Genomic DNA, 22755 nt, shown 5'->3' with positions numbered 1-22755 from the left:
TGACGCTCCGGACGGTCCGGCGCCCCGGCCGGTCCGGCGCCCCGGACGATCCGCAGAGCCTCTACGGACGCTCTACGGACGGCTCCAGCCAGGGTCGCGCCCCGTCATGGCCAGCAGCGCCTCGAACGGACCCGCGTCCTCGCCCACCGGCACGGGCTCCCCGAACACCCCCATCTTCCGCGCCGTCGGAGCCAGCGCCCCGAACTCCGCCCCGAGCATCCCGACGAGCGCCGCGTCCGGCTCGTACGGCTGCCCCGTGGCCCGCGCCAGATCCCATCCGTGGACGGCCAGATCGCCGACCACCATCGCGCCCACCGTCCTGGCCGGCATCCCCATCGCCCCCGAGGTGCCCTCCTCCGCGCCCGGCGCGTCCCAGGCCGCGATGAGCCGTACGGTCTCGTCGGCGAACCGGTCGCGCCACGCCCCCGTCAGATGCTCGGGGGCGGCGCCGAAGTCGGAGTCCTTCTTGGCGGCCAGCGCCTGGAAGTTCACGATGACCTGGAAGAGATGGTCGACGAGGGCGTGTACGTCGTACTCCGCGCACGGGGTCGGCGCGGTGAGCTGGTCGTCGGTGATGTTCCGGACGACGGTGACGGTACGGTCCGCCGCCGCCTCCAGCAGCTTGCTGATGGTGTCGTTCATGGCCGTGACCCTAGGAAGCGGCGCTCCCCGGCGTCTTGAAGAAACGCGACATAGGATCCGGACATGGCAGGACCGCCAGGACCGGCAGGACCGCGGCGTGACACCCGGGGCATCGTCGACGCCCCCGGGCTCTTCGCGCGGGTACGGTTCCGCCGCCGCGAGCCCGCACCGGCCCTGCGGCCGTATCTGGAGCACTACTGGCTGATCGACTGGGATCTCGACCAGCCCTACGCCGCCCATGTCGTGCCGCACCCCTCGGTCAATGTGGTGTTCCAGCGGTTCGGCCCGGGGCCGGACAGCCCGGCCTTCGCCGAGGTCGCGGGCGTCGGCCTGGAGCTGTTCACCCAGAAGCTGGCGGGGCGGGGCCGGGTCTGCGGGGTGCAGTTCAGGCCGGGCGGCTTCCGGCCGTTCGCGCCCGGGTGGCCCGTATCGGAGTGGACGGGGCGGCGCGCGCCGATCGCCGAGGTCATGCCGGCGGCGGACGCGGACCTCGCCGCGGTGCTCGGCCCGCCCGACGCCCCGGAGGACACGCGGGTGGCCGCGCTCGACACGTATCTGCTGGGCGTCGGCCCGCGCCCGGACCCGCGGGCGGCGCACGCCATGGCGGTGGCCGACCGGATCCGTACCGACCGCACGATCCGGCGCGTGGCCCGGCTCGCCGAGGCGGAGGGGGTGTCGGTGCGCTCGCTGCAACGGCTCTTCGCCGCGTATGTGGGGGTGGGGCCGAAGTGGGTGATCCTGCGCTACCGCGTGCACGAGGCGCTGGAGCGCGCGGAGTCCGAGGTGGACTGGGCGGAGCTGGCCGCCGAGCTCGGCTACAGCGATCAGGCCCATCTCGTACGGGACTTCACGGCGACGGTCGGCGTTCCCCCGACGGCGTACGCCGGACCGCAGGCAGCCGGGCCGCGGGAAACCGGACCGCCGGCGGCCGGACGCCCTGATGTCAGACCCCCGCCCTACAGTGCCTGACATGGAGAGCGAAGCACCGCGCATACGGCTCGATCCCTGGTCCGAGGGCGACCTCGGCCTGCTCCGCGCCATGAACGCGCCGGAGCTGATGAGCCATCTCGGGGGCCCCGAGACCGAGGAGCAGCTGCTCACGCGGCACAGACGGTACGTCGACCTGAGCGCGGACCGGACGGGCCGGGGCCGGATGTTCCGGATCGTGCTGCTGCCCGCCGACGGGACCCCAGGCGAGACCGCGGGCGAGGCCGTCGAAGAGGCCGCCGAGGAGGCCGTCGGCACGATCGGGTTCTGGGAGCAGACCTGGCAGGGCCGGCGGATATACGAGACGGGCTGGGGGGTGCTCGCCGCCCATCAGGGGCGCGGCATCGCCGCGGCCGCGGCGGCGGCCGTCGTGGAGAAGGCGCGCGCCGAGGGCGCGTACCGCTCTCTGCACGCCTTCCCGTCCGTCGACAACAGGTCGTCGAACGCGCTGTGCCGCCGGGCGGGGTTCTCGCTCCTGGGCCCGTGCGAGGTCGAGTTCCCGAAGGGGCGTCTGATGCGCGCCAACGACTGGCGGCTGGACCTGACGCCCGGGAAAACCCTGGCCCGGCCCCCGCGACCGATGGCATCCTGACGACGTGAACGGACCGGAGATCCAGATCGATTTCGCCCCCGAGCTGCGGCTCTTCGTCCCCGCGGAGCGGCGTCAGGGACGTACGTGCCTGCTCACCGACGGCGCGTCCACGCTCGGTCACGCCATCGAATCGCTGGGTGTCCCGCTCACCGAGGCCGGAGCGGTACTCGTGGACGGCCGTGAGGTGCCGGTCTCGCACATCCCCGCCGCGGGCGAATCCGTCGAGGTACGGGCCGTGAGCCGCCCCCAGCGGGTGCCCGGCGCTCCGCTGCGCTTTCTGCTCGATGTCCATCTCGGCACGCTCGCGCGACGGCTGCGGCTGCTCGGCATCGACGCGGCGTACGAGAACGAGGACCTCGGCGATCCGGTCCTGGCCACCCGCTCCGCCGCCGAGCGCCGGGTGATGCTGTCCCGGGACCGAGGTCTGCTGCGGCGCCGTGAGATCTGGGCCGGGGCGTATATCTACAGCGACCGCCCCGACGACCAGCTCCGGGACGTCCTGGAACGCTTCGCGCCCGCCCTCGCGCCCTGGACCCGCTGTACCGCCTGCAACGGCGGCCTGGGCCCCGCCGACAAGGAGTCCGTGCAGGAGCGGCTGGAGCACGGCACCCAGCGTTCGTACGACGTCTTCGCCCAGTGCACGGCCTGCGGCCGGGTGTACTGGCGCGGCGCGCACCACGCCCGGCTGGCGTCGATCGTCGCGGACGCGGTACGGGAATTCGGCGACGCCGCCGCGTAGGCCGTCTCCGGCCGGTCCGGTCAGAAGACGCCGGTCCGGTCAGAAGACGTACGGGTCCCCGGTGGCCGGGGCCAGCACCCGGTGCCGGTGGTTCTCGGGGTTCGGGTCGCTCGCGCCGCCGTTCCAGGCGGTGTCGATCTGTACGACCGCCTCGACCGGCCGGCCGGCCGCCTTCAGGTCGAGAGCCGTCTCCTGGCTCCGCCCGCCCGCCCGGAGCTGCCCCGTACGGCAGAGCACCTCCCGGTCACCGGCCCACAGACAGTTGGCCGGCAGGCTCTGACCGGCCGCGACGGCCACCGAGAAGGTCAGCCGCACGGTCGCGTCCGCCAGCGCGGACGGGCCGTGGTTCTCGGACTCGAAGCGGACCGTCAACTGGTCGCCCCACAGCGACACATACCCGTGGTGCGCGAGATCGGCCTCCGGTACGACAGCACCCCGGACACCGGCGGTCCCGGCGTCGGCTCCGACGCCGGGACCCGCACCCATCACCACCGCGGTGACGGCCGACACCGTCACCAGCAACGCCTTGCGCTTGACACCCATGGCGGGAACCTATCGATCACCGCACCGCGAATCGGCCCGGCCCCGGGCCCGGCGCGCCTCCGCTCACCCACATGACACGCTGCCCCCGACACACCGCGCCGCACGCCTGGGGTCCGCGCTCCGGACACCCCGGGCACCCGCCCGCGCACCCTGCCTATCCTGGCCGTGTCCGGCATCGATCATCGCTCACACGCGCGAGGAGTTACGTCATGACCGCCGCGGGGACCCCCATCGCCGTCATCACCGGAGCGAGCAGCGGCATCGGCGCCGCCACCGCCCGCCAGCTCGCGACCGCCGGCTACCACGTCATCGTGACGGCCCGCCGCAAGGACCGTATCGAGGCGCTCGCCGCCGAACTGACCGCCGCCGGGCAGCGCGCCACCGCGTACGCCCTCGATGTCACGGACCGCGCGGCCGTCGACGCCTTCGCCGCCGAGCTGGACCGCTTCCCCTCCGTGAACGTCCTGATCAACAACGCCGGTGGCGCGCTCGGCGCCGACCCGGTGGCCACCGGCGACCCCGCGGACTGGCGCCAGATGTACGAGACGAACGTCCTCGGCACGCTCAACGTCACCCAGGCGCTGCTGCCCGCCCTCACCGCGAGCGGCGACGGCACGGTCCTGGTCCTCTCCTCCACCGCCGGCCACAGCACATACGAGGGCGGCGCGGGCTACGTCGCGGCCAAGCACGGCGCCCACGTCCTCGCCGAGACGCTCCGCCTGGAGATCGTCGGCACGCCGGTCCGGGTGATCGAGATCGCCCCCGGCATGGTCAAGACCGACGAGTTCGCCACCACCCGCTTCCACGGCGACACCGAGAAGGCGGCGAAGGTCTACGCGGGCGTCGCGGAACCCCTCACCGCCGACGATGTCGCCGACACCATCACCTGGGCGGTCACGCGCCCGAGCCATGTCAACATCGACCTGCTGGTGGTACGCCCCCGCGCCCAGGCGTCCAACTCCAAGGTCCACCGCGAGCTCTAGAGCCTGTCCGCCAGGTATTCGGACCGGGAGGGCCTGTGCCCGGTGGAAATGGCTGGCGGTAGGCCTGATGACCGGGTAGGAAGGGCGCCATGAGCTCCGCCGCGCCCCCGCCTGCCTCCCGGAACCCCGCCGACCGGCGGACCTTCGTCCGCACGACGCTCGACCTGGGCGATGTGCTGCTGCGCCCGTGGGGCCGGGAGGCCGCGGAGCCGGACACCACGCCGGACGGCCACACCATGCTGGACGGCCTGATCGCCGCCGCGACGGACCCGCTGATAGCCCTCTGGAACCCTCTCGCGACAGCCGATCGCCGCGACGCCTTGGCATGGCTGGAGTCTCGCGACGGAGGCTGGGACCGTGGCGCCGGCGCCTCCTTCGCCGCGCTGACCGCTGCCGAAGGCGTCCTGCTGGGCAGCGTCACCCTGCGCTGGGTCGACCGCGCGGACGGCCTGGCGATGATCGGCTACTGGACGGTGCCGACCGCCCGCGGCCGGGGCGTGGCCACCCGAGCGACGAGGGGGGTCACCAGCTGGGCCTTCCGGACGGCCGGTGCCCGCCGGATCGAGATAGCCCACGCTGTCGGCAACGAGGCCTCCTGCCGGGTGGCCCACCGCTGCGGCTACCTGCCCGAAGGCACCCTGCGGGACTCGCACCGCTTCGGCGACGGGGCGTACCACGACGAGCACCTGCACGCCCGCCTGGCCAGTGACCCGGAACCGACCGGCCCCGCGGGGGAGCCGTCGGCGTAGGGCATCTCGACCACCGGCCGGCACGGTCCGCCACCAGGCCGCTGATCACCCGCGCCCGGCGAGACCGCACCGCTCTTGCCCGGCCGTCGGCCGCGGCTCCCGCTCAGCCCTTCACGCAGATGACCTGCTTCAGTTTCGCCACCACCCGCACCAGGTCCCGCTGCTGGTCGATGACCTGCTCGATCGGCTTGTACGCGGCCGGGATCTCGTCCACGACACCGGCGTCCTTACGGCACTCCACGCCCCGCGTCTGCTCCTCCAGGTCCCGCGTCGAGAACCGGCGCTTGGCGGCGTTACGGCTCATCCTCCGGCCCGCGCCGTGCGAGGCCGAGTTGAAGGCCGCGGTGTTCCCGAGGCCCTTGACGATGTAGGTGCCTGTGGCCATCGAGCCGGGAATGATCCCGTAATCGCCGGAGCCCGCCCGGATCGCGCCCTTGCGCGTCACCAGCAGGTCCATGCCGTCGTACCGCTCCTCGGCGACATAGTTGTGGTGGCAGCTGATCTCCTGTTCAAAGGTGACCCGGGCCTTCTTGAATTCCCTGCGGATCACATCCTTGAGCAGCCCCATCATGATCGCGCGGTTGTACTTCGCGTACTCCTGCGCCCAGAAGAGGTCGTTCCGGTACGCCGCCATCTGCGGGGTGTCCGCGATGAAGACGGCCAGATCCCGGTCGACCAGCCCCTGGTTGTGCGGCAGCTTCTGGGCCTCGCCGATGTGGTACTCGGCCAGCTCCTTGCCGATGTTCCGTGAACCGGAGTGGAGGGTGAGCCAGACCGAACCCTGGGAATCGAGACTGAGCTCAAGGTGATGATTTCCCGAGCCGAGCGTTCCCATCTGCTTGGTAGCCCGTTCCCGACGGAACTTGACCGCATCGGCGACCCCGTCGAACCGCTCCCAGAAGTCACCCCACCCGGCCGTCGGAAATCCGTGCATCCGCCCCGGATCCACCGCCTCGTCGTGCATGCCACGCCCGACCGGAATCGCCTGCTCGATCCTGGACCGCAGCCGGGACAGGTCCCCGGGCAGATCGTTCGCCGTCAGCGACGTCTTCACCGCCGACATCCCGCACCCGATGTCCACCCCGACCGCCGCCGGGCAGACCGCCCCGTGCATCGCGATCACCGAACCGACCGTCGCGCCCTTGCCGTAGTGCACGTCTGGCATCACGGCGAGGCCCTTGATCCAGGGCAGCGTGGCAACATTCCGGAGCTGCTGCATGGCAGCGTCCTCGATCGACGCGGGATCCGCCCAGATCCGGATCGGCACCTGCGCGCCCGGCATCTCTACATACGACATAACCCCTCGATTCCCCCGAAAGTCTCATAACGCAAAAGCCGGAACCAGGGCCGTTAAAAGGGGCGGCCGACCAGCATCGACGGCGTTGCGTGCGATAGACATTGTGTCCATCGACCGTCATCCGGCGGCAAGCAGTTTTCGCGTGGAGCCCCGCGCGGAACCCCGTACAGAAGGGAGCCCGGGACCGTGCAGCCAAAGGCGCGCAAGGCGTACGTACCCGGCCTGGCGGCGCTCCTCGTGGCCGTGGTCGCCGGCTGCTCGGGGGGCGGCGCCGCGGACGGCGCCGTCACCGACACCAAGCCGGGCGGCCCCAGCACGGCCACCACCGCTCAGCCCGGCAAGTACCGCACGCTCCGCGAGCCCTGCGGCTCCGTACCGCGCTCCATGCTCAAGGATCTCCTGCCCGGCGCCGCCTCGCTCCCCGAGGACCAGCAGACGAAGGTGTACCAGGGCACGGCCTCCGTGACCTACGACACGGACCGCCGGGTCGGGTGCAGCTGGAAGGCCACCTCCCCCGACGCGTCGAACCAGCTGGTGATCGACCTCGAACGCGTCGTGTCGTACGACCCGGCCGTGAGTGACGCCGACCGGGCGCAGGAGGTCTTCACGAGGAAGGAGACGGCCGCGGGGCTGTCCCCGGCCTCCGGGACGCCGGGCGGTACGCCCTCCGCGTCGGGCAAGGGCGGTGCCGGTACGGACACGGCCCCCGGCGCGACCACGCAGACCGGCTCCCCCTCCGGTTCCGGAAGCCCTTCCGGGACCCCGTCCGGATCGCCGTCCGACGGCACGACCCCCGACGGCCTCGAACCGCGCGTCCTCGACGGCCCCGGCGACGCCGCCTTCCTGGACGATGTCCTCGCCCGCCCCGGCGCGGCGGCTCAGCAGCGCACGGTGAGCGTGGTGTTCCGCACATCGAACGTGATCGTGACCGTCCGGTACAGCGAGCAGCCCGCGCACCCCACGGTGGTCCCCGACAGCAAAGAACTGCAGGACAAGGCGCGGGGACTGGCCCGGACGCTCAACGAGCAGCTCAACGAATAGCCGCTGCCGTCCGCCCCGCCCGGCCCGCCCGCGCGGGGCACGGACTCCGGCTCCGGGAGCCCGCGGACCCGGCTCGGCGGTTACCGTGGCCGATCGGACCGTACGACAACCGACCGACTGAAGGAACCATGCACCGTTCAGCCTCGCGACTCACCCGCATACTCGCCTGCGCAGCCGTTCCGGTAATGCTCGTCGTCGCCGGCTGCTCGTCCGACTCCGACGGCAAGAGCGAGGCCGACGGCTCCTCGTCGAGCCCGAGCCCGAGCACCTCGGCGAGCCCGAGCGTCACGCCGGCCAAGTACAGCGGGCTCCCCGACGCCTGCGACACGATCGGCGCGAAGACGGTCGGCTCGCTCGTTCCCAAGGTCAAGAACAAGAACGGTACGTCCGGCAAGTCCAGCGACATCGCCACCCGCGGCAGCTGCTCCTGGAACGGTCTGGACGACAAGGGCGTCAAGGGCTCGCAGTACCGCTGGCTCGATGTCTCCCTCATGCGGTACGACTCCGACGCCACGCTCGGCAGCGGCGCCAAGCGCGCGGGCGAGTACTACGCGAAGGAGGTCGCGGGCGCCCAGGGCACCCCGGACGCCAAGGGCGTCAAGTCCATCGCCACGGCCGGTGTCGGCGACCAGGCGACGCTGGTCTCGTACACCCTCAAGAAGACCGACGAGGACTTCGCGTACGCCACGGTCGTGGCCCGCACGGAGAATGTCGTGATCACCCTCACGTACAACGGCGCGGGGTACGCGGGCGCGAAGTCGCCCAGCTCCGCCGATCTGACGAAGAACGCGGAGAAGGCGGCCAAGGAGGCCGTGGCGGCGATCGCCGCCGGCTCTTCGGACGCGCCGGGCGCCGGGGAGAGCTCCAAGGGCTCGTCGGAGTCGTCCGCGGCGAGCTGAGCCGCTCCCCGCGCCACGCCGTCCGCACACATGTGCCAGGCTGTGCCCGCCAGGTGTCGGGGCGTCGAGTCGTTCTTGTCGAGTACCTGACGCCCCATACAGGCCGAATACGGGAGGAGATCGCGGGTGGCCGCGATGCAGCTGACACGCACGCACCGGATTCTCATCGGGATCGTGGTGTTCGGAGCGGTGATCATCGCCGCGATCGGATTCGCGGGGTCCTACGCCGCCGTGCGCGAACTCGCCGAGGCCAAGGGCTTCGGCGCGTTCTCCCTGGTCTTCCCGATCGGTATCGACGCGGGCATCTGCGTCCTGCTGGCGCTCGACCTCCTGCTGACCTGGATGCGGATCCCGTTCCCGCTGCTGCGCCAGTCGGCGTGGCTGCTGACGCTGGCGACGATCGCCTTCAACGGCGCCGCCGCCTGGCCGGACCCGCTGGGCGTCGGGATGCACGCGGTGATCCCGCTCCTCTTCATCGTCTCCGTCGAGGCGGCGCGCCACGCGGTCGGCCGGATCGCGGACATCACGGCCGACAAGCACATGGAGGGCGTACGGCTCACCCGCTGGCTGCTGTCGCCCGTACCCACCTTCAAGCTGTGGCGCCGGATGAAGCTGTGGGAGCTGCGCTCGTACGAGCAGGTCATCAAGCTCGAACAGGACCGGCTCATCTACCAGTCGCGCCTTCAGGCGCGGTTCGGCCGCAACTGGCGCCGCAAGGCGCCGATCGAGGCGCTGATGCCGCTGCGGCTCGCGAAGTACGGCGTACCGCTCGCCGACACCGCGCACTCGGGGCTGGCAGCCGCCGGTATCGAGCCGGTGCTGCTGCCGCCCGCGCCCCCGGTGGCCGAACTCCCGCAGGGCCGGGGCGAGATATCCGCGGCGGGCCCGTCCCAGGAGCAGCCGGAGCACCAGGGACAGCAGCCCCAGCAACTTCCCCAGTCCCAGCCCCAGTTGCAGTCCCAGCCCGCGCCCCAGCCTCAACAGCAGCAGATACCACCGCAGTTGCGGAAGCAGGAGCAGCACCCTCAGCAGGGTCAGGATCCCCAGCAGCAGCCGCAGCCCCAGCAACAGCCCGAGCCCCAGCAGCAACCTGAGCAGCCCCAGCCTCAAGGCCAGCCCCAGCCCCAGCCCGAGCCCCAGTCCCAGACAAGCCCCTGGTTCGCGGCCCCCCAGGTGCAGGAGGCCGCGTACGAAGGCGCGTACAACCCCGCTTACGCCGAAGGCCAGGACCCCGCGCCCGTGATGATCCCCGCCGGCCCCGGCCGCAGCCGCCCGCTCGGCGGGGTGCCCAGTCAGCGCGTGGAGGGCCCGTACGCGGCCCCGGAGCCGGAACGCCCCCAGTACGCCGAGCCCGCCCCCGCCCCGGTCCAGGACCAGCCCGAGGAACTGCCCGTCCCCGTCCTCCCCGACGACCTCTCCCGCGAGGAGGCGTACTTCAACGCCTTCCGCAAGTACATCAGCGAGAACGGCGACTTCCCCAACAGCCGCCAGTTCGGGCTGTACCTGGTCGATCTGTACGGGATCACCGGCCGCACCGGCGGCCCGCTCACCGAGAGTTCGCTCCGGCCGTACCTGAAGGACTTCCGCTCCCGTTACCAGTCGGAACTGGACGACGAGTACATCGCGTAGCCGCAACCGCGCACCCGGTCACGGCGGAGGGCCCTCACCCACCGGGTAAGGGCCCTCCGGCCGTCACGTCTCAGGCTCAGCCGCCGAGCAGCTTCCGCACCCGGTCCGCGCCCACCGCCAGCAGCAGCGTGGGCAGCCGCGGCCCGGTGTCCCGGCCGACCAGCAGCCGGTAGAGCAGCGCGAAGAACGACCGCTGCGCGGTCTTCAGCTCGGCCGTGGGCTTCGCGTCGGGGGCCAGGCCCGCCATGATCTTCGGTACGCCGTAGACGAGCGTGGTCAGCCCGTCCAGCGACCAGTGGCTGTCCAGGCCCTCCAGCAGCAGCCGCAGCGACTCGCGCCCCGGCGCGTCGAGCGAGTCCAGCAGCTCCTGGTCGGGCTCGGAGCGCACGATCGTCCGCGCCTCGGCCGGCACCTGGCTGGTGATCCAGTTCTGCGCGCGGTCCAGCCGGGGGCGCGCCTCGTCCAGCGAGGCCAGCGGGCGCGCCGGGTCCAGCTCGCTGAGGATCCGCAGGGTCTGCTCCTCGGCGCCGGCCGTGATGTCCACGACCGAGGCCAGCGTGCGGTACGGCAGCGGGCGCGGTGTACGCGGCAGCTCACCGGCCGCCGTGCTCGTGGCCCGGGAGTACGCGGCGGCGTCGGCCGGCAGGACGGAACCGTCGGCGACCTTGCGCTCCAGCGCGTCCCACTCGTCGTAGAGCCGCTGGATCTCCTGGTCGAAGGCGATCTTGAACGACTGGTTGGGCCTGCGCCGCGCGTAGAGCCAGCGCAGCAGCGGCGCCTCCATGATCTTCAGCGCGTCGGCCGGGGTCGGCACGCCGCCCTTGCTGGACGACATCTTCGCCATCCCGGAGATCCCGACGAAGGCGTACATCGGGCCGATCGGCTGGACGCCGTCGAAGATCTCGCGCACGATCTGCCCGCCGACGACGAACGAGGACCCCGGCGAGGAGTGGTCGACCCCGGACGGCTCGAAGATCACGCCCTCGTACGCCCAGCGCATGGGCCAGTCGACCTTCCAGACCAGCTTGCCGCGGTTGAACTCGCTCAGCAGGACGGTCTCGGAGAAGCCGCACTCGCCGCAGGTGTACGTCAGCGCGGTCGTCTCGTCGTCGTACGCGGTGACGGTGGTGAGGTCCTTGCCGCAGCCGCCGCAGAAGGGCTTGTACGGGAAGTAGCCGGCGGCCCCGCCGCTGCCGTCGTCCTCGGCCGCCGCGCCCGAGCCCTCGGCGGCCTCCAGCTCGGCTTCCTCGACCTTCTTCTGCTGCCCCTTCTGCTGTCCGTTCGCCGCCTTGGCCGGACCCTTGTCCGGTCCCTTGTCCTTGGTCCGGTAGCGGTCGAGGATCGCGTCGATGTCCGCGCGGTGCTTCATCGCGTGCAGGATCTGCGCGCGGTAGGCGCCCGAGGTGTACTGCTCGGTCTGGCTGATGCCGTCGTACTCGACGCCCAGCTCGGCCAGCGCCCCGGTCATCGCCGCCTTGAAGTGCTCGGCCCAGTTCGGGTACGCCGATCCCGCCGGGGCGGGCACGGACGTCAGCGGCTTGCCGATGTGCTCGGCCCAGGACGTGTCCGTACCCGGAACGCCGGCCGGAACCTTGCGGTAGCGGTCGTAGTCGTCCCAGGAGATCAGATGCCTGACCTCGTACCCGCGCCTGCGGATCTCGTCCGCGACCAGGTGCGGGGTCATGACCTCGCGGAGATTCCCCAGGTGAATGGGTCCGGAGGGGGAGAGTCCGGACGCGACGACGACCGGTTTGCCAGGCGCACGTCGCTCCGACTCGGCGATGACATCGTCCGCGAAACGGGAGACCCAGTCGGTCTCGGTGCTCTGAGCCACGATCGGCACGTCCTTCTTCTTTCTCGTACGCCCAAACATTCCGGCGGCTGCCATTCTCCCAGGTACCCCCGGGAGAGCGAAAATGGCTTGTTACCCCATGGGATACTGGGCAGGACTTCCCTCCGCACCCGACAGGAACGGCACCAGCCCATGGCCTCGGTCACTTCCCTCGCTTCGACCGTCGATCAGCGCATCGCGGACGCCCTCTCGGCAGCCCTGCCGGAGGCCGGTCCCGCGAGCCCGCTGCTCCGCCGAAGCGACCGGGCCGATTTCCAGGCCAATGGTCTCCTGGCGCTCGCCAAGCAGCTCAAGGGCAACCCGCGCGAGCTGGCGACACGGGTCGTGACGTCGCTGCCCGCCGATGACGTGATCAAGGAGGTCGAGGTCTCCGGCCCCGGCTTCCTCAACATCACGGTCACGGACCGGGCGATCATCGAGACCCTCGCGGCCCGCGCGGCGGACGCCCGGCTCGGCGTCCCGCACCAGCCGGACCCGGGCACGACCGTCATCGACTACGCGCAGCCGAACGTGGCCAAGGAGATGCACGTCGGGCATCTGCGTTCCGCCGTGATCGGCGCCGCGATGGTGGAGATCCTGGAGTTCACGGGCGAGAAGGTGATCCGGCGCCATCACATCGGCGACTGGGGCACCCAGTTCGGCATGCTCATCCAGTATCTGATCGAGCACCCGCACGAGCTGGACCACAAGGGCGCCGCCACCTCCGGCGAGGAGGCGATGTCCTCCCTGAACCGGCTCTACAAGGCGTCGCGGACGCTCTTCGACTCCGACCCGGAGTTCAAGGCGCGCGCCCGGGACCGGGTGGTGGACCTCCAGGCCGGTGACAAGGAGACGCTGGCCCTGTGGCAGCGGTTCGTGGACGAGTCGAAGATCTACTTCTACTCGGTCTTCAACCAGCTGGACATGGAGATCCGCGACCCCGACATCGTCGGCGAGTCCGGCTACAACGACATGCTGGAGGAGACCTGCCGGATCCTGGAGGAGTCCGGGGTCGCGGTCCGCTCCGAGGGCGCGCTCTGTGTCTTCTTCGACGATGTGAAGGGCCCGGACGGCAACAAGGTCCCGCTCATCGTCAAGAAGTCCAACGGCGGCTACGGCTACGCGGCCACCGACCTCTCCGCGATCCGGGACCGGGTGCGGAACCTGTCGGCGACGACCCTGCTGTACGTGGTCGACGCGCGCCAGTCGCTGCACTTCAAGATGGTCTTCGAGACCGCCCGCCGGGCCGGCTGGCTGAACGACGAGGTGCACGCCGTCCAGCTGGCCTTCGGCACGGTCCTCGGCAAGGACGGCAAGCCGTTCAAGACCCGTGAGGGCGAGACCGTACGGCTGGTGGACCTGCTGGACGAGGCGGTGGAGCGGGCGACGGCCGTCGTACGGGAGAAGGCGAAGGACCTCAGCGAGGACGAGATCGCGGACCGCGGCAAGCAGGTGGGCATCGGCGCGGTGAAGTACGCCGACCTGTCCACGTCCGCCGCCCGCGACTACAAGTTCGACCTGGACCAGATGGTCTCGCTGAACGGTGACACGTCCGTCTACATCCAGTACGCGTACGCCCGTATCCAGTCGATCCTGCGCAAGGCGGGCACCACGAAGCCGGCCGCCCACCCGGACCTGGAACTGGCCCCGGCCGAACGGGCGCTGGGCCTGCACGTGGACCAGTTCGGCGAGGTCCTGGCGGAGGTCGCGTCGGCGTACGAACCGCACAAGCTCGCCGCGTACCTGTACCAACTGGCGTCGCACTTCACGACGTTCTACGACCAGTGCCACGTCCTGAGCGACGAGAACCCGGCGGAGCTGGTCGAGAACCGCCTCTTCCTCTGCGACATCACGGCCCGCACGCTCCACCAGGGCCTGGCACTCCTGGGCATCCGCTCCCCCGAGCGCCTGTAACGCTCCGTACGCACCACGGGGCGCCACCGCGAACAGCGGTGGCGCCCTTTCTCTTGCCCCTGGAGCGCCGGCTCACCGGACCGCACCCGGTACGGCCTCACCGTGAACGCGAGAACGGCGAGGCCATGCCGTGTCCGACGGACGCGTCAGAGGGCGACGATGCCTTCGCCGCCCACTCCGTCGGGAACCTTGGTGGTGCTGATCTTGGTCAGCGAGCCGTTCTTGTGGATGCGGAACGCGTCGACCGCGCCCGCGCCACCCGTCTGGACATAGAGGAAGCGCCCGTCAGGGGTGATGGACGAGTCCACCGTGCCGACGCCCGTGGGGGTGTTGCCCAGGCGTTCGAGACGGGCCTCAACCTGGCGGAAGCGGGTGACGGTGTTGCTGCCGGCGTTGGAGGCGAAGAAGTGGTCGCCCGTGCGGGATACCCAGCAGGTGGCCTGCTGGCCGGTCGGCGCGGCGTCGATGAGCGTGGTTCGGCCGTCCTTGTCGAGACGGAACGTCAGGAGGCTGTTCTCCACGCCGTCGGCGACGACGAGCCGCTCGCGCGCGTCGAAGGTCAGCCCGAACGGCTGCGCGCCCTCCTTGCTGTCCACGACGGGCTTGTGCGCGAGCGCGCCGTCGCGGCTGAAGCGGAAGACCTCGATGCTGTTGCCGCCCAGCTTGGTGGTGACGACGAGCTTCGATCCGTCGGGGGTGAAGGCCACCTGCCCCGGGGTGTGGGTGAACTCGGGCATGGCGCCGGTGTTCAGGTGCAGCTTGCGGTGCCACTCCGCGACCCGGTGCAGCTTGCCCTCCTTCATCCGGAAGCCCTGAATGGAGCCGCCCTCGCGCGCGTTGAGTACGAATACCCGGTCGCCGTGCGTGGTCACGCTGACCGGGAACATGCCCCCGGACTCGATGATCTGCTTACGGTGGAGCCGCTCGCCCTCGACCGAGAAGACGGTGACCGTGTTGCTGCCCGCGTTCACCGCGTACAGCAGCTTGTGGTGAGGGTCGTACGTCAGCGATCCCTGCGAGGCGAGGTGGTCGACGACGGAGCCGCCGAGGACACCGCCCTTGCCGCCGGTGCCGTACACCGTACGGCGGTGCAGGGAACCATCGGCGTCGCGTGCGTAGGCGATCACCTGGTTGCCTTCGACACGGTCGTTCTGGACGAACACCACCTTGCCGTGGTGGTCGGCGGGCGCAGCGGTGGTGGCGGTGGAGGTGCCGGCCGTGGCGGTGGCGGTGGCGGGCACGGCGAAGGCGGCCGTCGAGAGGGCCACGGTCATGGCGACCTTGGCAATACGGGCGCACCTGCGGGTAGTTGTGGGCATCTGCCTCTTCCTGAGTCGGGCCGGCCGGGGAGGGCGACTCCTGTGAGGCGGGCGCACCTCGCAGCCGGCGCAGAGCGTCATTCCGCCCGTCATATTGAGGGGCGAAGGGCGCGCGCCGACGGACCGTCGCCCATCGGGTAATTCCTTCGGATGATCAAGGGGCGCGAACGGTCGCGCGCCAGGCGGACGCACGTCCCTGCTTCCGGTCCGGCCCCGAGGGCTCAGTCCCGCCACGGCCGGCCGGAACAGCCCGGCTGGGCAGCGGGATCCCACGGACAGTCATCCTCCCCAGGCCACACGTGTGAACGCCAACGTGGGCCGGCTCCGGGTGCGGAGTCGGCCCACGTTCATTCCGTTCGCCGGGCGCCGAGGGGTGAGGCGTCAGCCGAGGAGGCGTCAGCCGAGGGGTGAGGCGTCAGTCGCCCGGCGCGGAGCGACCGCCCGTCAGCGGAAGCTGAGGCCCGTGGCGGTGGCCAGGTCCCTCAGGTCGACGTACTTGAAGTTCGAGCCCTCGCGGGGTTCGCCGTCCGGCCCGGTGACCTCGGGGGTGTCGAGGCCGTCGTGGATCACGGCGAGGCCGTGCGGATACCGGCCGCCCAGGGGCTTGTTGACGATGTCGAGGCTGTCCGTGCCGTCGGCGCCGTCAATGGCGTTGTCGCCCTTGCCCGCCGCCACCCGGAAGCTCGTCCTGAACTTGTTGCCCTTCGCCGGGTCGCGGTCGTACAGCGCGAAAGTGGAGTCGCCCTGGCTGGAGACCACGACGTAACCGCCACCGTTCGGCTGGTCGATCAGCGTGATGCCCTCGACGTCCGCGACGAGGTGCTCGCCGCCGAAGCCGGGGTCCTCGCCGGGGGTGCACTCTTCGGTCGCCGGGTCCTGCTCGTACGGGACGCCGAAGTCCTTGACCTTGTCGATCAGGGTGGGCTCGCCGGTGAGGTCGGCGTTGAGGCGCCAGAGGCCGACGTTCTCCTGCCCGGCGTAGAGCGTGCCGTTGGCCGGGTCCACACGCATGCCTTCGAGGTAGGGCTGCTCGCCCGGGGCCTCGCAGGGCGTCCAGGAATCGCCGTTCGGGAGCTTGAAGGTGCTGGGGAATTGGATGGTGCGGATCTTGCGGTAGCCGATGGTGCCGCCGGCCGCGTTCGTCAGCTCCAGCAGCGCCACCCGGTTCTCGATCTCCTGGGAGACCACGGCGTAGATACGTCCGGTCTTGCGGTCCTTCCAGGAGGCCAGGCCGTACGCGGTGGCCTGCTCGTTCACCTCGGCCTGGTCGGCGGAGAAGATGTACGGCGAGGTGTCCTCGGCCGTGACATCGCTGACCGGGTTCTGCCTGCGGTTCGCGTCGACGCGGTAGATGACGAGCTTGTCGCGGCCACGGTCGGTGGCGATGGCCAGGTCGGTGCCTTCGATGGCGTCGACGTTGTTGATACGGCCGGGCTCGTCGTCGGCGCTCGGCGGCTTCGGGGCCGCGAGCGCCTGGACCTGGCGCGCGGCGAGGTCGTACACGTACAGGCCGCCGACCTTGGCGGTGGCGAGCACCAGGCTGCGCTGGGCGTCCTCGGGGTTCACCCAGATCGCGGGGTCGTCCGCGCTGGAGTTGCCGCCCGCCTCGTCGTCGAAGAGCGTCGGGGTCTCGGCCTTCGCCGTCACCTCGGGTATGGCGGGGACGGGGGTCTCGGCCTGTGCCGGGGCCACCACGATCGCGGCCAGCGCCGCCGAGGCCGCGGTCACGGCGACAGCCGCGTAACGCTTGTGATCCCTGCTGAATGAGCTGCGCATGAGCACCTTCCTGAGTGGGAACAGGGCTACGGTGCGCTCCGGACGTGGCCCGGCCGTGGGCGGTCGATGGCCCCGACGGACCATTGGCATGAACATTCACGAGCACAGCGATGGTCCGGGTCGGGGCCCGGTGGGAGCGGCCTGCGGTGGCGGGACCGGGTATCCCTACGACCCCCCTGAGCACCGGCCGGCGAGCGTGTGGCGGGGCGGGACCGGGTACGACTGGGCGCATGATCTTCCATCTGCTTCCCCTCGAAGACTGGCGACGCGACCCGGACGAGCCGTACGCGCCCGCGTCGCTCGCCACCGAAGGTTTCATCCACTGCTCCCCGGACGAGCCGGTCACCCTGGCCATCGCCAACGCGTTCTACCGCGACACGGCCCGCCCGCTGCTGGCGCTGCTCATCGACGAGGAGTCGCTGGAACCCCGGTTGGTCCGGCAGCAGGCCGAGAAGACGCCGCCCGGGGTCGCGGACGACACCCGGTTCCCGCATGTGTACGGCCCTCTCAACCGCGATGCGGTGACGGGCCTACTCCAGGTCGAGTGGGACGCGACGGGTGCCGCGGTGGCGCTCGTGGACGCGGGGATCTGACCCGTGGTTCCTACGGTCGGGCCAGCAGGAGACCGAGCCAGCCCTCGGCGTGGTGCGTGACCGCCGGGGGCGTCGTCTCGTCCGCTTCCCGCCGCCGCACCCCGAACTCGCACCACACCACCTTGCCGGGATTCCGCTCCCCCACACCCCACTTGTCGGCGAACGCCGCGACGAGCAACAACCCGCGCCCGCCCTCGCCGTCAGGCGCGTCCACGATCTTGGGGACACCGGGGCCGCTGTCGTGCACCTCGATACGGAGTACGTCGCCGTCGTACCGCAGATTCAGTCGGAACCCACGGCCGGGCGGTACGCCGTGGAGCAGCGCGTTGGTGGCGAGCTCACTTACGCACAGCAACACGTCGTCGGCGGGAAAGCCTTCGGTCAAGTCCCAGTCGACCAGGGCCCAGTGGGCGAACTTCCTGGCGGCGGGGACGGACCGCCGGTCACGGCGGAAGAACCGCTCCCTGAGCACGAAGTGGCGAGTTGTCGCATCCATAGGGCGATCGTCGCGGAGAGTGACTAAACTTGTGCACCAGGTGACCCCGTACAGATCTTTTGTACGGGCTGTCCCAGGATCAAGTACGTGCGCACGTGGGGAGTTGGGCCGGCATGAATCCCAGGAAACACCCGAGGAAGAAGAACGCCTCGGCGATGAAGATGCTGGGCGCCCAAATGGCGACCTTCCGGCGGGCGGCGGGCTACACGCAGCGTTCCCTCGGTGAACGGGTCGTCGCCGACGAGGAAACCATCGCGTCGATCGAGCAGGGCCGACGGCCGCTGAAGGCGGACCTGGCGGAGACGCTGGACGAACTGCTGGACACCAAAGGGGCGTTGTCGGTCGGGGTGGCCAACATGCCGGAGATCGACCAGTTCCCGCTGTGGGCGGAGCAGTACGTGGACCACGAACGCGAGGCCATCGCCCTATCTCTGTATGCGAACCAGGTCCTGCCTGGCCTGCTCCAGACCGAGGCATACGCACGAGAGGTCTTCCGCAGCCGCATCCCGGCTTTCGACGAGGACGAGGTGGAGACCAAGACGGCCGCCCGGATCGAGCGCCAGGAGATCCTGCATCGCAAGGTCCCGCCGACTATCAACTACGTCATCTGGGAGCCAGTGTTCCGCCTTCCCATCGGGGGCCGAGAGGTCTACGTCGACCAACTGCGCCATCTACGCACCTGCGCCGAACTTCCGGGCCTTTCCATCCAGTTCCTGTTGCTGCACCGCAGCACCCACGCTGGACTGGACGGCCCCTTCATCCTGCTGGAGACTCCCGACCACCAGCACCTCGCCTACAACGAGACTCAGCGCGGTAGCCAGTGGGTCTCCGACCCCGATGAGGTGTCCATCCTTGCGCGCAAATATGCGATGCTGCGTTCGCAGGCCCTTACCCCCGAGGACTCCATGGGCCTGCTGGACGAGCTTCTAGGAGAGCAATGAACACCGCGCTTCAGTGGTTCAAATCCAGCTATAGCGGCAGCGAAGGCGGCGAGTGCCTCGAAGTCGCCTACGACTGGCGCAAGTCCAGCCACAACACCGATGAGGGCGGCGCCGTCCACGTCCGCGACTCCAAGAACCCCACAGGCCCCACCCTCACCCTCGCCCCCACCGCATGGGCCGCCTTCACCGCCTACGCGGCCGGCTGATGCGCTCAGGCCCGCCGGACCGCGGTCACCAGCAGCGTGTCGGCGGTGCGCGGCCCCTCGGCCGTCGCCGGTAGTACGTCGACGCTGATCCGGGTGAACCCGTACTCGTCCAGGGCCTTCGTCCAGACCTGCTCCTGGAGCACCCAGCGGTGCGTCGTGGTCGCCTCCCCATCCGGTGTCTTCGCCGAGACATCGGCAGGCACCACATCGGGCTGTGCGGGCGCGCCGCTCAAGTAGTGACCGAGGCTGGAGAACACCAGCCGCCCGCCGGGCCGCAGCGCGACGGCCGCCGCGGGCAGCAGGTCGCGCGGGTCGGTGAAGTCGACCGCGCCGAAGACGCTGTAGAGCACGTCGTAGGCGTCGGCCATCTCGTGCAGGTGCGGCACGACATCGGATCGCACGATGTGCAGGCGCGGCGCAAGGTGACCGTACAGATCGGTGGCCATGGCGTACTGCGCGGGCGAGGCGTCGACGGCGTTGATCCTCGCGGGCTCGTGGTGGGTGGCCAGGTGCGCGGCGTGCCGGGCGGCCCCGGCGCCCAGGTCGCCGACGACTCGCCCGGACAGGTCACCGAGGACTTCTGCGCCGGGCCCGCCGTCCTGGCTCCAGATCCAGTGGAAGGACTCCGGGACCGAGCGGTCACGCTGGGCGCGGGAGCGGCCGTAGTGGTGCCAGAGGTCTGTGGTGGTGGTTGTCACCCGCCTCATCCTGGCGGGCGCGGCCTGATGCCGGGCCGGTTCCGTGGAATCTCACCCGGGGGTGCCCGGGGCTCCGGTCAGTGGTCGGCCGGAGCCTGCGGTTCGGTCAGTGCGAGTCGTTGCCCGGGTGGCATGGGCCGCAGTCAGCGGAGTCAGCCCACAGGGGCAGGTCCACTTCCAGAACGGCACCCGCGTGCCACCGGCGTCCGCGAATTGCACACGGCCGTATGCCGGCATGCGAGCAACTGAGGTCGGTGGGTACGTAACCGGCATACGGGCGTGTGGCAGCCCCGCCTCTACCGCAGCGTGATCGACGAGACCGGCACGCATCCTGACCGTTACTCAGAACGCGTTCCCGAACGAGTGGTGGTGGTTCGGGCCCTCTGCCGATCCCTGCCGTTCGGCGATCCCGCCGTCACGAGGACCCCGGCGCCCACCGGCTGTCGTAGGTGTTCCGAAGGAATCGCCCACGACGGCCCCGCGAAGCAAGGCCGCCGTGGGCGCGTCCGCGGGAAAGAACGTCTCGATGGCGATCTCGTCCAGGGTCACGTCGCGCGGCGACCCGAACACCGTCGTGGTGTACAGCAGGGCGAGTTCGCCGTGCTCCGTCGACAGCCTCAACGGAGCGACCAGGTCGTCCGGGACGACTCCGGTTTCCGTGCAGGTCCTTGTGTCTCCGCCTCCGGGCTTCCGGGACTCCTCCGCGTCCTTGTCGGGGACCGGGTAGCTCTCCAGCTCCGCCAGCAGCTCGGCCAGGCCGGACGCCGAGGTGCGGTCCAGCTGGCGGCGGACGCGGCGCAGCACATGCGCACGCCACTGCGCGAGATTCCGGATCCGGCCCGCCAGGCCGTCAGGGTGCAGAGTCGCCTTGAGCACGTTGAACGGCTGCTGCGACGACTCCCCGCCCACGTCACCGAGAAACACCCCCATGGCCCGGTTCGCGGCCAGCAACTCCCAGCGCACGTTGACGGCGAGCGCGGGATTCGGCTCGTGCCCGGTCAGTACGGCCTCCACCGCGGCCCGCGCCGCCCCGAGATCGGCGAAGGCCCGCTCGGGATGCACCGGGGCGAAGCCCGCGGCCAGATAGAACGCGTTGCGTTCCCGCAGCGGCACGTCGAGTTCGTCGCACAGCCGCCTGATCATGTCCCGGCTCGGATTGGCCCGACCGGTCTCGATGCAGCTGAGGTGCCGGGTGGACAGCTCGGCGGCGAGCGACACGTCGAGCTGCGAGCGGCGGCGACGCTCGCGCCAACGCCGTACGAGCACCCCGACCGGTTCGGTGGTCGTCGTCATGTGCCCAGGCTGCACGGCCGTGCGGGCGACGGCAATGACCCCGCGGGTCATCGACAGTCCTCGCCGACGGAGCCAGAGTCGGGCAGGAGCACAGCTCGTACCAGCTCGATTCATCAGACGAAGGGACCCACCGCCATGACCGAGACGACAGCACACGCCGAGCAGCCCGCCGAAACCTCGTCCGGGACCGGGACCGGGAGCAGGAGCGAAACCGCCCTTGAGCGCTACTTGCGGTTCTGGAACGCTGTCACGGAGCCGGAGCAGCGACGCCTCGCGGCTTCGACCTTCACCGACGGCGTCGAGTACCGCGCGGAGATCGGAATCCTCAGCGGGGCACAGGCATTGATGGACTTCCGGAACCAGTTCGTCGGTCACGTTGGCACCGCGTCGCTGCGCCACCGCGAGCGGCCTCAGATCCACCACGACCGCGCCAGGGTGAAGTGGGAGATCCTGGTCGGCGACGGCGAAGGCACGTCCTTCGCCGCGGGGACCGATGTGATCGTGCTCGACGATGACGGCCGGATCAGCTCCGTCACCGCGTTCCTCGACCGGGCCCCCGAGGGCTTCGACCCCGCCGCGCACCACTGAAGAAGTACCTGCGCCACGACTACATCCGCGCCACCCAGATGTCCCGCCTGGGCGACCGGGCGGTGGCCCTGCTCGGGCTGCCGCTCTCCGGCGAGGTCAGGCCAACTACGGTGTGGACTCGGGCCGGTTCACGGCAAGCCACGTGGTTGTATGACGGAATGGACCAGCGAGAGACCTCTCCCGTCACTGCCCCCGCCCCGGCCCCGGCCATGCCCGCAGTCGTTCAGCTGCCCCTCATGCGCTGGGGGCGGCCCGACGCGTCGCGGCGCGCTCTGTTGCTCCACGGACTGACCTCGGCGGCGGCCTGCTGGTGGCGCGTGGCGGACGAACTGGCCGAGGCCGGCTGGTCGGTCACCGCCCCCGACCAGCGCGGCCATGGCCTCGCGCCCCGTACGCGGCGCTACGACATCGAGGGGTTCGCCGCCGACGCACTGCACCTCGTCCCGGACGGTGGCGGCGCATGGGATCTGGTCGTCGGCCACTCCCTGGGCGGCGTCGTGGCGACCGCGGCGGCGAGCGCCGAGCCCGGGTGGGCATCGCGCCTCCTCCTGCTCGACCCCGTCATCACGGTCTCGGGCGGGGTCGAGGAGTTCGTACGCGGCACCGTCACCGAGCTGAACGCGACCGAGGAGTCACTTCTCCGCGACCACCCGGAGTGGCACCCCGAGGACGTGTTCCTCAAGGTCCAGGCAGCGCGCCGGACCAGTCCGTACGTCGCCGAGAGCTTCCTGCGGCACAACACGCCGTGGTCGTACGAGAAGGAGTTGACGGAGTACGGGCGTCCCGTGACCGTGCTCGCCGCCGATCCGGGCCACAACCCGGCCTTCACCGCCGACGAGGGCCACCGCATCGCCGGCTCGAAGGCGGACTTCCACTGGACGGCGGTGGACGGAGCAAGCCACTCCGTCTACCGCGACAACCCGGCGGCGGTGATCGCGGCGGCGCTGGCCGGGCCCGAGCAGCGGTAGCGGTAGCGCCCGCGCGTACGGGCCCTTATGC

Annotated in this window: 23 protein-coding genes; 14 read left to right on the top strand and 9 right to left on the bottom strand. The window is 70.8% G+C overall.

Translation table 11 applies throughout. The features are described 5' to 3' along the window. Positions 1–72: 72 nt before the first annotated feature. Positions 73–642, bottom strand: coding sequence for a TIGR03086 family metal-binding protein (locus ACFRKB_RS06960; protein WP_030354724.1), 570 nt, complete (start codon positions 640–642; stop codon positions 73–75). A gap of 63 nt (positions 643–705) precedes the next feature. On the opposite strand from ACFRKB_RS06960, the gene ACFRKB_RS06955 reads away from it, so the two are divergent. Genes ACFRKB_RS06955 through ACFRKB_RS06945 form a run of 3 tightly spaced genes read left to right on the top strand, consistent with a single transcriptional unit; the run spans position 706 to position 2960 of the window. Beyond that, the gene (locus ACFRKB_RS06955; protein ID WP_383103975.1) at positions 706–1611 is read left to right on the top strand and encodes a DUF6597 domain-containing transcriptional factor; all 906 of its coding nucleotides are present in this window, start codon (positions 706–708) and stop codon (positions 1609–1611) included. Between the two features lies 1 nt (position 1612). Then, positions 1613–2221 (top strand): GNAT family N-acetyltransferase, encoded by a 609-nt coding sequence (locus ACFRKB_RS06950; protein ID WP_383103973.1) that lies wholly within the window; start codon positions 1613–1615, stop codon positions 2219–2221. A 4-nt stretch (positions 2222–2225) separates the two neighbouring features. Beyond that, complete coding sequence (locus tag ACFRKB_RS06945) at positions 2226–2960, top strand: Mut7-C RNAse domain-containing protein (protein ID WP_383103972.1); 735 nt, start codon at positions 2226–2228, stop codon at positions 2958–2960. A 39-nt stretch (positions 2961–2999) separates the two neighbouring features. On the opposite strand, the gene ACFRKB_RS06940 is transcribed toward ACFRKB_RS06945, so the two are convergent. After that, complete coding sequence (locus ACFRKB_RS06940) at positions 3000–3503, bottom strand: hypothetical protein (RefSeq protein ID WP_383103970.1); 504 nt, start codon at positions 3501–3503, stop codon at positions 3000–3002. A 209-nt stretch (positions 3504–3712) separates the two neighbouring features. Here ACFRKB_RS06940 and ACFRKB_RS06935 point away from each other — a divergent pair, with 209 nt between their 5' ends. Both ACFRKB_RS06935 and ACFRKB_RS06930 read left to right on the top strand, forming a co-directional pair. Further along, positions 3713–4486 carry an SDR family NAD(P)-dependent oxidoreductase gene (locus tag ACFRKB_RS06935; protein ID WP_383103968.1) on the top strand — a complete coding sequence of 258 codons (774 nt, stop codon included), beginning with the start codon at positions 3713–3715 and terminating at the stop codon, positions 4484–4486. Positions 4487–4575: 89 nt separating this feature from the next. Then, positions 4576–5235, top strand: coding sequence for a GNAT family N-acetyltransferase (locus ACFRKB_RS06930; protein ID WP_383103966.1), 660 nt, complete (start codon positions 4576–4578; stop codon positions 5233–5235). A gap of 103 nt (positions 5236–5338) precedes the next feature. On the opposite strand, the gene ACFRKB_RS06925 is transcribed toward ACFRKB_RS06930, so the two are convergent. Further along, on the bottom strand, positions 5339–6532 hold the full coding sequence (locus ACFRKB_RS06925) for an RtcB family protein (protein ID WP_383103965.1): 1194 nt from the start codon (positions 6530–6532) through the stop codon (positions 5339–5341). A gap of 186 nt (positions 6533–6718) precedes the next feature. Between ACFRKB_RS06925 and ACFRKB_RS06920 the strand changes: the two genes are divergently transcribed. The 3 genes from ACFRKB_RS06920 (at position 6719) to ACFRKB_RS06910 (ending at position 10101) form a co-directional block, all read left to right on the top strand. Beyond that, positions 6719–7573: a DUF3558 domain-containing protein gene (locus ACFRKB_RS06920; RefSeq protein ID WP_383103963.1), complete on the top strand. Its 855-nt coding sequence runs from the start codon at positions 6719–6721 to the stop codon at positions 7571–7573. Positions 7574–7701: 128 nt separating this feature from the next. Then, positions 7702–8472: a DUF3558 domain-containing protein gene (locus tag ACFRKB_RS06915; protein WP_383103962.1), complete on the top strand. Its 771-nt coding sequence runs from the start codon at positions 7702–7704 to the stop codon at positions 8470–8472. Between the two features lie 126 nt (positions 8473–8598). Continuing rightward, positions 8599–10101: a DUF2637 domain-containing protein gene (locus ACFRKB_RS06910; RefSeq protein ID WP_383103960.1), complete on the top strand. Its 1503-nt coding sequence runs from the start codon at positions 8599–8601 to the stop codon at positions 10099–10101. A gap of 76 nt (positions 10102–10177) precedes the next feature. On the opposite strand, the gene lysS is transcribed toward ACFRKB_RS06910, so the two are convergent. Beyond that, positions 10178–11944, bottom strand: a complete 1767-nt coding sequence (gene lysS, locus ACFRKB_RS06905; RefSeq protein ID WP_383103959.1) for a lysine--tRNA ligase — start codon at positions 11942–11944, stop codon at positions 10178–10180. Positions 11945–12085: 141 nt separating this feature from the next. On the opposite strand from lysS, the gene argS reads away from it, so the two are divergent. Beyond that, positions 12086–13846, top strand: coding sequence for an arginine--tRNA ligase (gene argS, locus ACFRKB_RS06900; RefSeq protein WP_383103957.1), 1761 nt, complete (start codon positions 12086–12088; stop codon positions 13844–13846). Between the two features lie 146 nt (positions 13847–13992). Here the strand turns inward: argS and ACFRKB_RS06895 are convergent, their stop codons facing one another. Together ACFRKB_RS06895 and ACFRKB_RS06890 are read right to left on the bottom strand one after the other, a co-directional pair. Continuing rightward, on the bottom strand, positions 13993–15165 hold the full coding sequence (locus ACFRKB_RS06895; protein ID WP_383103955.1) for a lactonase family protein: 1173 nt from the start codon (positions 15163–15165) through the stop codon (positions 13993–13995). Positions 15166–15609: 444 nt separating this feature from the next. After that, positions 15610–16941: a phytase gene (locus ACFRKB_RS06890; protein ID WP_383103954.1), complete on the bottom strand. Its 1332-nt coding sequence runs from the start codon at positions 16939–16941 to the stop codon at positions 15610–15612. A 230-nt stretch (positions 16942–17171) separates the two neighbouring features. Between ACFRKB_RS06890 and ACFRKB_RS06885 the strand changes: the two genes are divergently transcribed. Then, positions 17172–17534, top strand: a complete 363-nt coding sequence (locus ACFRKB_RS06885; RefSeq protein WP_383103952.1) for a DUF952 domain-containing protein — start codon at positions 17172–17174, stop codon at positions 17532–17534. 10 nt (positions 17535–17544) lie between these two features. Here the strand turns inward: ACFRKB_RS06885 and ACFRKB_RS06880 are convergent, their stop codons facing one another. After that, a complete protein-coding gene (locus ACFRKB_RS06880) occupies positions 17545–18030 on the bottom strand; it encodes an ATP-binding protein (RefSeq protein ID WP_383103950.1) in 486 nt (161 codons plus the stop codon). Between the two features lie 113 nt (positions 18031–18143). On the opposite strand from ACFRKB_RS06880, the gene ACFRKB_RS06875 reads away from it, so the two are divergent. Together ACFRKB_RS06875 and ACFRKB_RS06870 are read left to right on the top strand one after the other, a co-directional pair. Next, positions 18144–18971: a helix-turn-helix domain-containing protein gene (locus ACFRKB_RS06875; protein WP_383103948.1), complete on the top strand. Its 828-nt coding sequence runs from the start codon at positions 18144–18146 to the stop codon at positions 18969–18971. Continuing rightward, entirely contained in the window at positions 18968–19177 is a 210-nt protein-coding gene (locus tag ACFRKB_RS06870; protein WP_383103947.1) for a DUF397 domain-containing protein, read from the top strand. The genes ACFRKB_RS06875 and ACFRKB_RS06870 overlap by 4 nt, the downstream gene beginning before the upstream one ends. Positions 19178–19182: 5 nt before the next feature. On the opposite strand, the gene ACFRKB_RS06865 is transcribed toward ACFRKB_RS06870, so the two are convergent. Next, positions 19183–19875, bottom strand: a complete 693-nt coding sequence (locus ACFRKB_RS06865) for a methyltransferase domain-containing protein (RefSeq protein ID WP_383103945.1) — start codon at positions 19873–19875, stop codon at positions 19183–19185. A 342-nt stretch (positions 19876–20217) separates the two neighbouring features. Further along, a complete protein-coding gene (locus ACFRKB_RS06860; RefSeq protein ID WP_383103944.1) occupies positions 20218–21168 on the bottom strand; it encodes a helix-turn-helix domain-containing protein in 951 nt (316 codons plus the stop codon). Between the two features lie 135 nt (positions 21169–21303). Here ACFRKB_RS06860 and ACFRKB_RS06855 point away from each other — a divergent pair, with 135 nt between their 5' ends. Next, positions 21304–21756 (top strand): isomerase, encoded by a 453-nt coding sequence (locus ACFRKB_RS06855; protein WP_383103943.1) that lies wholly within the window; start codon positions 21304–21306, stop codon positions 21754–21756. A 158-nt stretch (positions 21757–21914) separates the two neighbouring features. After that, positions 21915–22724, top strand: a complete 810-nt coding sequence (locus ACFRKB_RS06850; protein ID WP_383103941.1) for an alpha/beta fold hydrolase — start codon at positions 21915–21917, stop codon at positions 22722–22724. Positions 22725–22755 lie beyond the last annotated feature (31 nt).

This window comes from Streptomyces scopuliridis, assembly GCF_042790125.1.
GTDB lineage: Bacteria > Actinomycetota > Actinomycetes > Streptomycetales > Streptomycetaceae > Streptomyces > Streptomyces scopuliridis_A.
The sequence above is the reverse complement of the archived record's forward strand: the minus strand, read 5'-3'. Positions and strand labels throughout refer to the sequence as shown.